This is a genomic window from Bradyrhizobium sp. Kon56 (genome assembly GCF_055807635.1).
Window position 1 is genome coordinate 1 of record NZ_JBVVOU010000070.1, and the last position, 9,654, is coordinate 9,654.

Consider the following 9,654-nt stretch of genomic DNA (forward strand, 5'->3'; position numbering starts at 1 on the left):
ACCGCAAGCCCGGCTCGCGAACATGACGACCACAAGATCGCCCCTCAAGGATGAGCCGGGATGGACGACACATACGCCAATTCCGAATTTCGGTAAAGCGGGATATATTTGTGGAGAGGGGTTGACGGGATGGCGGGTGTTTTGCCCGACGGGCAGTCCTCCCATTCAACCTGCCACGGCCCTCTAGTCAAGCGACGCGCCTGCTCCGATGGAGAAGGCGAGTTCACCCTCTATCCACCACGCACTCCGCACCATCAATAACATAGGCTGCGTGACGAAAATCCCTGATGGTGGCGAGCTTGCCGGCGGACCAGTCGAGAAGCATGAAATATTTCGCCCGCCCGGCCGGCTTATTCGGATCGAACACGAGGATCGCGGGACGTCCCTCGACCTGCCCCGTCACCAGGTGCCAGTCGCTGTTCTTCGAATAATTGCCGAAATAGTTCGACACCTCGGCCTTGCCTTTCAGCCTGGTACGGTTGACGAGCTCGAGCCTGACGTCGTCGGCGATCATGGCGCGGATCGCGTCGAAGTCGCGGGCATTGAAATGGCCGACATAGGCGTTGAGTCGCGTGCGATCTGCTTCCGACAGGCCCGGCTGCGGCACATCGTCGGGCTCTCCGGCGAACTCCCGCAGCTGCGTGCGTCCGCGATGCAGCGCGGCCTTCACCGCCGGCAGGCTGAAATCCATGATGTCGCAGACCTCGGCAAGCGAGCAGCCGAGCACGTCCATCAGGATCACGCTGGAGCGCTGCGCCACCGGCAGCCGCATGAAGGTGCGAAGGCTGGTCGCGGCGATCTGGCGGCTTTCCACATCATCGAGCTGGTCGGCAATCATCTCCACCTCCTCAGCCGAGTGCAGCGCCTCCTGCCGGTTGCGGCGACGCAGGAAATCCAGCGCGGTGTTGTGCGCGATGCGAAACAGCCAGCCCTCCGTATTGACGGGCGTGACCGATTGCAGCGCTTCCATCGCCTTGATCAGCGCATCCTGCAACACATCCTCACCGTCGATGACCGAGCCGACCATGCGGGCGCAGTAGCGATGCAGTTTCGGCCGCATCCGCGCCAGCAGGGCCTCGGTATCGATGGTGGCCAGCGGGTCTGGCGCCATTGCTCCTCCGCTTCGCTTGTTCAGGACTCGTCCAGCATACGATAGTTGCCGACGATCCTCACATCACGAACCAGCGGCGGCTCCGCGCAGCGGTCGCGGATGCCGTCCTGGAACGTCTGAAATGCCTTGAGTTTCGGAATCGGGCTCGAGCCGTTTTCGGCCGCGGCCTCGACAAGATGGATGAAGGTGTCGTCCTCCAGCCGTAGCGTCAGGTAGCGCACGCCGTCCGGGCCGGCCGCCTTCAATTCGGCAAATACGGCCGAAACCAGCTCGGCATTCCGATCGGCCAGCTCCGGCCTGGCCTTGTACCTGATCAACGTCCTTCTCATCGCGCGCTCCTTGCTGATGTCGCGACCTGGTTCGCTCAAAATCGGGCAAATGGCCGCATCACCCCTAGGACGTTTGCCGGCAGGCGAAGGATGCGGCCCGGAACAAATTATTATTGGGCGCATCCTTTGCCGCTCAGCCCTCGTCTAGCCCGCAGAACGCGCCGCGACAGGCTGGCGCGACACACGGAGACAGGGCGATGCAGACCCCGATCAATCGCGCCGCGCAGAACTGGGTGCTCGGCGTCACCGCGCTGGCATCCTTCATGATGGCGCTCGATGCCATGATCATCACGACAGCATTCGCGACCATCCGCGCCGAATTCGGCAGCCCGGTCGAGACGCTGCAATGGACCGTCAACGCCTTCAATCTGACCTTTGCCGTGCTGCTCCTGACCGGCCCCGCACTCGGCGACCGCTTCGGTCGCCGCCGGATGTTCGCGGCCGGGCTCGCCCTGTTCGTCGTTGCATCGGCGGCCTGTGCGCTCGCAGGCAATGCCACCGCTCTGATCGCCGCCCGCGCGCTGCAGGGCGCCGGCGCCGCGCTGGTGATGCCGCTGGCAATGGCGATCCTGAGCGGCACGTTCGGCCGCGAGGAGCGCGCCCGCGCGCTCGGCATTTTCGCCAGCATCACCGGCTGCGCGCTGATCATCGGTCCCGCCATCGGCGGCTTCATTACCGAACATTTCGGCTGGCGCTGGGTGTTCTGGATCAACCTGCCGATCGGCCTGATCGCGATCGCCCTGGTACTGGCACGCTTGCGCGAAAGCTTCGGCCCGGCCGCCGCATTGGACATCCCCGGACTGGCGCTTGTCGCGCTTGCGGCGCTGGCGTGGGTGTGGAGTCTGTTGCGCGGCAACGCCGTGGGTTGGGCGAGCGCCGAAATCATGGCCGCGCTGATGGCAGGCCTGGTGTTCACAGCCGGCTTCGTTCTCTGGGAATTGCGCGCGACCGCGCCAATGGTGCCGATGCGGCTGTTTGCATCGCGGGCGCTTGCCTCCGGCATGTCCGCCAGCGTGCTGTTCTACGCCGCGATGTACGGCGTCTTGTTCCTGCTGCCGCAGTTCCTCCAGACCGCGCTGGGCTTCGACGCCTTCGGCGCCGGACTTCGCCTGCTGCCCTGGACCGCGACGCTGTTCGTCACCGCCCCGATCGCCGGCGCGGTCGTCAACAGGTTCGGCGAGCGGCCGCTAGTGGTGACGGGATTGCTGATGCAGGCGATCGGACTTGGCTGGATCGCGGAGCTCGTGAGCTCTGCGGTTACCTACTCCGCCCTGGTCGCGCCGCTGGTGCTGGCCGGCGTCGGCGTCTCGATGGCGATGCCGGCAGCACAGAACGCCATCCTGAGCTCGGTCGCGGTGGCCGAAATGGGCAAGGCGTCCGGCATCTTCAACATGGGACGCTTCCTCGGCGGCATGTTCGGCATCGCCGCGCTGGTGGCGAACTTCTCGGCGCATGGCGGGGTCGATTCGGCCGCTCATTTCGAGAGCGGATTCGCCGCGGCGATGAGCCTTGCCGCAACGCTGTCGCTGGGCGGCGCGATTGCCGGGTGTTTCCTGCCGGCACGGCGGCGGACCGCTGGAGCAGCCGCGCCGCAGGATGCGTGACACTGACAGCCGTCATCAAAGCCGGAGGCGAGATGATCGCTTCGCGACCAAGTGCTGGCCTTCAATGATCGGCTAGCCGGCAGAATACCGGTTGCAGTTTCGACCACGTCCGCCGCCGCGCCCAAGGCACTGTCAGGGCGCGGCCCGGCCTTGCGGACGATGCCGGCTGCGCGATCGGACTCGCACTGGAGCTCTTCGCGGGTAACGATCCCGGTTGGCCCTGTGGCCGCGTCGACATCGACCGCGGCGACGCCCCCCGGCAGCGCCTTGACGTCGCTCCCCGATCACCTGCCCCGGCGAACAAGCGAATGCGCACGGGGCCGCGACGCCTTGGAGAAATTCTCTGGTTGGCGAAGCTATCGAGGCACGAAACCGAGAGATACTCGGTGATCTTCTCGGGCTCTAGGAGCCCGAGCTGGAACGAATGCGCAAAGACGGGGTCATCTAGCCCGTTGGGCAGCATCCTGTGACGATACCAACCGATTTTGCAGCAACGGTCCCCTGCGGCGACGGGGCAGAAATAAAGGAAAGTCGCGCAGCAATCCGACCGCAAAACCTCCGACAACAAAACGTCGCGCGAGACCCGTTTTGTTCTCAGCGACCCTTCTCGTCAGTTCTTGAAGAAGAGGGCTTATGCTTGGTGGGCGCACCAGGGCTCGAACCTGGGACCCGCAGATTAAGAGTCTCATCTTTCACAAGAACTTTCAGCTACTTAGCTATAAAACGCCGTCACAACAGCACTATCGAAATCAACAGGTTACAGACGAAATGTAAATTGCTCGGCGACGCCTTCTGTACCTGCGACCCCTGCGTCCCGAACGCAGTGAACATCTTCTAAGTTGTTGATCTTTCTCTCATCGGCAGGTGCTTCCGTCCCGTTTTGTTCACGCTAGTTTCACCCAATTCGTTGCGTTTCGTTGCGGCGGCGGCGAGGGATAACGGCGCTCGGCGCGTCAGTGGGATCTTGGACTTGCGGCGGAGCAGCCGAGGCCTGCGAGGGTAAGCGTATTAGATTATGCGGTGATCTGTCGGGGGTTCGAGTCACTAAGGTGCTACCGTCTTTCCCCACACCAACCAGACCTGCGATATCTGATCCGATCCTTCGCGTGAGGCAGTTCATGGGCCTCGCACGATGGTCTGCACGGGTTGAACCATAATGGGCACGCACAGCAAACGGTCGCTGCCGTAGATGCTCGACACCCGGGCGCCACCGAAGTGCCGCCTACCGCGCGACACACGACACAACGACCCGGCAGAAATTGAAGGTGAAGCGTCCGTAGAGAAAGCCGCTTCCTGGCTCCAGTGCAGCCAGGCGATACGAATTGCCGAGAGCGCGGATAATCTCGACCATTTCCATGAATTCATGGTGCGTCAGCGCCGGGTGACGAAGCATGACATCGCGACACTCTCGAATGACATCGTCGCGGGCAAGTTCGGCAAGCCCTCCGTCAGCAACGCACGTCATATGCGCAAGGCCGCCTCGGGGTTGTTCAACTGGGCGGCTGAAGCGGGCCGCGACTATGTGACGGCCAGCCCCTGCGGCCAAACTAAAACACCTGCACTAAGCCGACGTGCCCGAAATCCAACGACGGACGATCTGAATCGCGACGATTACGAGGAACGGTCGAAACAGAGTGCCACGATCACGTGGCAGAGCGGACGCTGAATCGGTAAACCGCCGAGGTCTGCTTAGGCCGGCGGCTCCTCCACCGCGTCTTCAATTAGCTTGGCGGGCCTCGATCTCACCTCTTTCAATGGTAAGCGTCACGTCGGCAAAGGTTTCGAGCAGCTTTGGATTCGACTCGGTGATCAGCAGCGTAATGTCCTTATCCTGCAAACGAAGCCGCCGGAGTGCTTCCGCATATCGCTGCGCTAACACAGGCGCGAGACCCTGAAATGGCTCATCCAGGATAAGCAGCCGGGTACCAAGCATAAGCGCCCTCCCAAGCGCCACCATCTTGCCTTGGCCGCCCGAGACCGATCCCGCCGGACGTTTGGCAAGCTCTTTGAGTTCCGGCAGCACCGAATACGCTCGCTCCAGCCGCCGCCGCGTCTCGTCCGGATTCAGCTTGGCGACACGACCGGGAAGCAAAATATTTTCTTCGACGGTGAAGGCGGAAAACAGACGCCGGTCCTCAGGCGCGTAGCCAAGACCCAGCGACGGCCGGCGATGCGGCGCGATCGCTCCAAGATCTTCGCCGCCCAGACGAACGGTGCCGCTCGCTTTTGTGAAGCCCATGATAGTGCGCACGGTCGTGGTCTTGCCGGCGCCGTTTCGCCCGATAAGCGCTGCGCTCACACCCGGCAGCAGCGAGAAACTCACATTTCGCAACACAGGCGCGTCAGCAATCGCGACGTTGACATTCTCGAAACTCAGCATCGGTGTCATATCCCGATCACCTGTTCCCGGACCTTCGGGTCCGCCAGAACCTCAGCCGGCGTCCCAACCATCTGGATCTTGCCGACATTCCACACGGCGACGCGGTTGGCATAGCGCTCCACCATATCCATGTCGTGCTCGACGAAGACCGAGGTGACTTTCTCCTTTGCCAGCGCCGTGGTTAGAATGTCCATGATGGTGAGTTTCTCTGATGACGCGACGCCCGAAGTCGGCTCATCCATCAGGAGGAGCTTTGGCTTCAGCGCGAGCGCGAGTGCAATATCGACCAGCTTGCGTTGCCCCTCGGGCAGTTCGCGCGCCGTTCGTTCCGCATACGATTTGACACCGACGAGATCCAGCAGCCGCTTCATTTCCGGCACTTCCGGCATGAGAGAAAGAGCCTGGAAACCAGACGGACGGCCTCGCAGGGAGGCGGCCGCGATCAACATGTTCTCCATCACGGTCTGGTCGAGGAACAGCTGTGGTATCTGGAAGGCGCGGGCAATGCCGAGCCTGGTGATCGTACGTGGCAGCTGCGCGGTGATGTCGTGGCCGAGAAAGGTAACGGTGCCGGCTTGCGGCCGAAGATAACCGGTCGAGATGTTGAGGAACGTCGTCTTGCCGGCCCCGTTCGGCCCGATGATGGCAAGGTTTTCGCCTTCCAGGACGTCGAGGTCGATGCCATCGGCGGCGATGACGCCGCCGAACCGGATCTTGATGTTCTTGGCAGAAAGCAGGACGTTGGCCATTAATGCCCTCCCCGCCCGGATTGACCGTAGCGCTGGCGGAGGCCGATAAGGCCGTTCGGCGCGTAAAGAATGATGACGACCAGCACGACGCCGAGAATGAGCTGCCAAGAATCCGCCAGATGCGCCGCGGCATAGAACCGTACGCATTCGAACATCGCCGCGCCTGCAAACGCACCGAAAGCATGGGCGCTGCCACCGAGGATCGCGATGAACACGAACTCGCCGGACTTGGTCCAGAAGCCGAATTCGGGGGTCGCGATCTGCTGAATGATCGATACCAGAGTGCCGCCTATGCCGCCGAGAAATGCGGAGAACACGTAGCCGATGAGCAGCACGCGCCGCGCCGACATGCCAAGATATTCGAGCCTGGTTTCGTTAGATTTCATTGCCCGCAACATGTGACCGAGCGGGCTGTCGAGATAGCGTTGCACGCCGTAGAAGGCAGCAATCGCGACCAAAAGGCTCACGTAGAGAATAACGTATTGGAACGTCTCCGGCGTGAACGAAAATCCAAACAAGCCAGGACGGGCGACCCGGATGCCGTCCGCGCCGTTAGTGTAGTGGAACATTTTCTCGAGCAGCGACCACAAGACCATGGAGAATGCCAGGTTCAGCATTCCAAAGAAAATTTCCCTGTAGCGAACCACGAACAGGCCGACGATCAGGCCAAAAACGGTAGAGGTTATGCCTCCCAGCGCGAGAAAGATCAGGATATCGCCGCCGCCGATGTACTTGCCCCAGAACGCCGCGGTATAGGCGCCGGTGGCGAAGAACATCGCGTGTCCGAACGATACTTGTCCCGCCTGCAGCAACAGGACGATGCCGAGCACCACGATGCTCTTGGCGAGGATGAGCGCGAATAACGTCGCCCAGCTCGCGACGAAGAGCGGCAGTACCGCGCTGGCCAGAAACAAGATGATTGCGACTGCCGTGATCGGCTTGATACGGCCCGCCATCAGATTTTTCTCATCTGCAACGTACCGAACAGTCCGAACGGGCGCACCAGAAGCACCAGTACCATCAGCAGATAGGGTACGAGAACTTCGAACTCCGGCTGCAGATAGATGACGAAGGCGCGGGTCAAACCGATCATAAGGGCCGTAAGGGCGGTGCCCTCGATCTGCCCCAGACCCGCAGTGGCTGCCACCGCGAACGAGAGCACGATCATGTCCGCGCCCATGCCGGGCACCAGCGACGTGGTCGGCGAAGCAAGCGCGCCGCCGAGCGCCGCCAGGCTCGCCCCGATGATGAACGTAATAGAGTAGACGCGTTGGGCGTCGATGCCGATGGCGGTTGACGCCTCCCGATCCTCGGTTACTGCTAGAATCACGGCTCCCGCAAGAGTTTTCCGCAAGAAGTAACGCAGTCCGAACAGCGTCGCGACTGCCACGCCTGGAAGCAGGATGACCTGGTAGGACGTATAGTTCACGCCGAATACGCTGATGTTCGGCAACAGCTTCAAGGGCTCAGCAGCGAAGATGGGCTGCACGCCCCAGATCAGACGCTGCAGATTGTCCATGATCATGAAGGCCGCGAAGGTGATCAGGAGCTGCAACACGTCGTCTCGTCCGTAAAGCGGCCGCAACAGGAAGCGCTCGATGAAACCGCCGCACACAAACCCTATGACGATGGAGGCAACCAGCAATGCGGGATAGGTAAGCCACGGCGACACCTGCGCAATCACGAGGCTCAACGTCGCGGCGAGATAGGCGCCAAAGGCATAAAGCGACCCGTGCGCGACATTCACCACGCGAAGCACACCGAAAATCAGGCTCAGCCCGACGGAAACCAGGAACACCAAGGCGGCGTAACTGATCCCGTCAAGGACGGCCAATATGGCGAGAGTCGAATTCATGGAGACCTTCAGGAAAGCCGTCCTGCGGTTTTTGCCCGGAGGACGATGATCTGGCCTACTGCTTGAAGGTCGGAACGTCCATTTTAACGAATTCCGGCTTGAGCGTCTTCAGCCACTCGACCGAGCGCACGCCCGCCGGATTGGTGATCACCTTCGGATCAAAGATCATCATGTTGTCGAGCAGTTTGAAGTCATAGCCCGGGAAAGACTTGGTGACGCCGACGAGCTGCGCTTCCAGACCTTGGTTGTCCTCGGGCCTCAGCGTGACCGGCCGGCCGAAACCGGTCGCGAACTCGGTGCCGGAGGTTGCGTCTACGACCTGCTCCCGTGTCGGCCAGTTGCCGCCATTGGCCTTGATCGCCTTGTCATAGGCAGCTTGCAGCGCCGTGAAAGCCTGCGCCATGTGGTAGACGGGGTAAATCGGCCAGGCGCCGGTCTTTGCCTTGAATGCCTCGGCAAACGCCTTGAAGGCCGGATCGTTCTTCTTTTCAGGATGCAGGAACCAATGATCGCCACGCGCGCCGACGATCAGGCCTTCCGGCAGATCCTTGCCCAGTCGCTGGATCGAGGATTCGCCGATGCCCAACACGAAGGTCGACTGTTGCAGCAGGCCGCGTTGACCGGCCTGACGGACCAGCGTGTCGAGATCGCCGCCCCAGGAGGTGGTTAGAACGACATCCGGCCGCAATGCCAGTAAGCGCGAAACTTCGGTGGAATAGTCCGGCGCACCGAACTTCGGAAAAAGCTCCGCCAACACCTGAACGTCGGGCTTCAGCGCCTTCAATGCGGTGGAGAAGATTTCCCAGCTTTCGCGGCCCCACGCGTAGTCCTGATTGACGACCGCGATGGTCTTAAAGTCGGGCTTTGTCTTAAGGAGATAGACGAGCACCGCCAGCATCTCCGGCGTGCCGTTAGCCTGCGTGCGGAAATTGTAGCGATATTTCTTCGTCTCCAGAATAGAAGCCGCACCGCAATCCCACATAAAGTTCATGACTTTGAGGTCTTCGGCGACCGGGACAAGCTGATTGCAGCTGCCCGAGGAGATGGAGGCGAAAGTCACGTCGACCTTTTCGTCTTGCACCATGCGCCGGTAGTTCGAGACCAATGCCTCGCCGCCGGCGCCTTCATCGATGAAAGACAGTTTTACCGGTACACCGCCGATTCCGCCCTTCTTGTTGAGGTCTTCTGCAATCATCTCGGCCGCGGCCTTTGCCGGTACGCCGAATACGGAAGCCGGTCCCGACAGGAAAGTGGTGATACCGATCTTGATTTCCGGCGGCTTGCTCTGCGCAAGCGCAGCGCCCGTAAAAGCTGTGATGACTAGACCGGCTGCAACTGCGGCTTTCAGCAAAAGCATTTGAATCTCCCCATTTTTAACTTGCGTTGACCGGGCGGCCATCGCGATTTTTCTTGCCGCGACGCTACTTATAATTCTGAAATATTGCCAGCACTTACTAGTTGCTGGGGTCGTGTCCCCGGTGGTGGTGTAGCTCGGTAGAGCAAAGCCGCCCGGATGCGCGCCTTCAAATAGCGCCGTAGCGGGCGGGCAGCTTTGCGGTGGTCACCGGCAGTTCTCCGGTAGGATCGGGTTGCGACACGCCAACGCAACCGAGGAACCACCGATGA

Annotated in this window: 9 protein-coding genes; 2 read left to right on the top strand and 7 right to left on the bottom strand. The window is 61.3% G+C overall.

What is annotated here, in order from left to right:
- Positions 1-223 precede the first annotated feature (223 nt).
- A complete protein-coding gene (locus AC0L3B_RS37575) occupies positions 224-1,111 on the bottom strand; it encodes a sigma-70 family RNA polymerase sigma factor (RefSeq protein WP_018460410.1) in 888 nt (295 codons plus the stop codon).
- A 20-nt stretch (positions 1,112-1,131) separates the two neighbouring features.
- Positions 1,132-1,440, bottom strand: a complete 309-nt coding sequence (locus AC0L3B_RS37580) for a hypothetical protein (RefSeq protein ID WP_026234026.1) — start codon at positions 1,438-1,440, stop codon at positions 1,132-1,134.
- A 197-nt stretch (positions 1,441-1,637) separates the two neighbouring features.
- On the opposite strand from AC0L3B_RS37580, the gene AC0L3B_RS37585 reads away from it, so the two are divergent.
- Both AC0L3B_RS37585 and AC0L3B_RS37590 read left to right on the top strand, forming a co-directional pair.
- The gene (locus tag AC0L3B_RS37585) at positions 1,638-3,044 is read left to right on the top strand and encodes a DHA2 family efflux MFS transporter permease subunit (protein WP_473382546.1); all 1,407 of its coding nucleotides are present in this window, start codon (positions 1,638-1,640) and stop codon (positions 3,042-3,044) included.
- Between the two features lie 1,189 nt (positions 3,045-4,233).
- Positions 4,234-4,710, top strand: a complete 477-nt coding sequence (locus tag AC0L3B_RS37590) for a hypothetical protein (RefSeq protein ID WP_231190480.1) — start codon at positions 4,234-4,236, stop codon at positions 4,708-4,710.
- Positions 4,711-4,761: 51 nt separating this feature from the next.
- On the opposite strand, the gene AC0L3B_RS37595 is transcribed toward AC0L3B_RS37590, so the two are convergent.
- From AC0L3B_RS37595 to AC0L3B_RS37615, 5 genes are read right to left on the bottom strand one after another with little or no spacing between them, the layout of a single operon-like run.
- On the bottom strand, positions 4,762-5,433 hold the full coding sequence (locus AC0L3B_RS37595) for an ABC transporter ATP-binding protein (RefSeq protein WP_018460415.1): 672 nt from the start codon (positions 5,431-5,433) through the stop codon (positions 4,762-4,764).
- Positions 5,430-6,173, bottom strand: a complete 744-nt coding sequence (locus AC0L3B_RS37600) for an ABC transporter ATP-binding protein (protein ID WP_018460416.1) — start codon at positions 6,171-6,173, stop codon at positions 5,430-5,432. Before AC0L3B_RS37600 ends, AC0L3B_RS37595 begins: the two co-directional genes overlap by 4 nt.
- Positions 6,173-7,129, bottom strand: coding sequence for a branched-chain amino acid ABC transporter permease (locus tag AC0L3B_RS37605; protein WP_085350546.1), 957 nt, complete (start codon positions 7,127-7,129; stop codon positions 6,173-6,175). The genes AC0L3B_RS37600 and AC0L3B_RS37605 overlap by 1 nt, the downstream gene beginning before the upstream one ends.
- The gene (locus tag AC0L3B_RS37610) at positions 7,129-8,028 is read right to left on the bottom strand and encodes a branched-chain amino acid ABC transporter permease (RefSeq protein ID WP_085350545.1); all 900 of its coding nucleotides are present in this window, start codon (positions 8,026-8,028) and stop codon (positions 7,129-7,131) included. Before AC0L3B_RS37610 ends, AC0L3B_RS37605 begins: the two co-directional genes overlap by 1 nt.
- A gap of 55 nt (positions 8,029-8,083) precedes the next feature.
- Positions 8,084-9,427 (bottom strand): ABC transporter substrate-binding protein, encoded by a 1,344-nt coding sequence (locus tag AC0L3B_RS37615; protein WP_240544008.1) that lies wholly within the window; start codon positions 9,425-9,427, stop codon positions 8,084-8,086.
- Positions 9,428-9,654 lie beyond the last annotated feature (227 nt).

Excerpts from the sequence above, each read along its gene's own strand:
- AC0L3B_RS37575 (WP_018460410.1), bottom strand. The coding sequence starts at position 1,111 with ATGGCGCCAGACCCGCTGGCCACCATCGATACCGAGGCCCTGCTGGCG.
- AC0L3B_RS37580 (WP_026234026.1), bottom strand. The coding sequence starts at position 1,440 with ATGAGAAGGACGTTGATCAGGTACAAGGCCAGGCCGGAGCTGGCCGAT.
- AC0L3B_RS37585 (WP_473382546.1), top strand. The coding sequence starts at position 1,638 with ATGCAGACCCCGATCAATCGCGCCGCGCAGAACTGGGTGCTCGGCGTC.
- AC0L3B_RS37590 (WP_231190480.1), top strand. The coding sequence starts at position 4,234 with ATGCTCGACACCCGGGCGCCACCGAAGTGCCGCCTACCGCGCGACACA.
- AC0L3B_RS37595 (WP_018460415.1), bottom strand. The coding sequence starts at position 5,433 with ATGACACCGATGCTGAGTTTCGAGAATGTCAACGTCGCGATTGCTGAC.
- AC0L3B_RS37600 (WP_018460416.1), bottom strand. The coding sequence starts at position 6,173 with ATGGCCAACGTCCTGCTTTCTGCCAAGAACATCAAGATCCGGTTCGGC.
- AC0L3B_RS37605 (WP_085350546.1), bottom strand. The coding sequence starts at position 7,129 with ATGGCGGGCCGTATCAAGCCGATCACGGCAGTCGCAATCATCTTGTTT.
- AC0L3B_RS37610 (WP_085350545.1), bottom strand. The coding sequence starts at position 8,028 with ATGAATTCGACTCTCGCCATATTGGCCGTCCTTGACGGGATCAGTTAC.
- AC0L3B_RS37615 (WP_240544008.1), bottom strand. The coding sequence starts at position 9,427 with ATGGCCGCCCGGTCAACGCAAGTTAAAAATGGGGAGATTCAAATGCTT.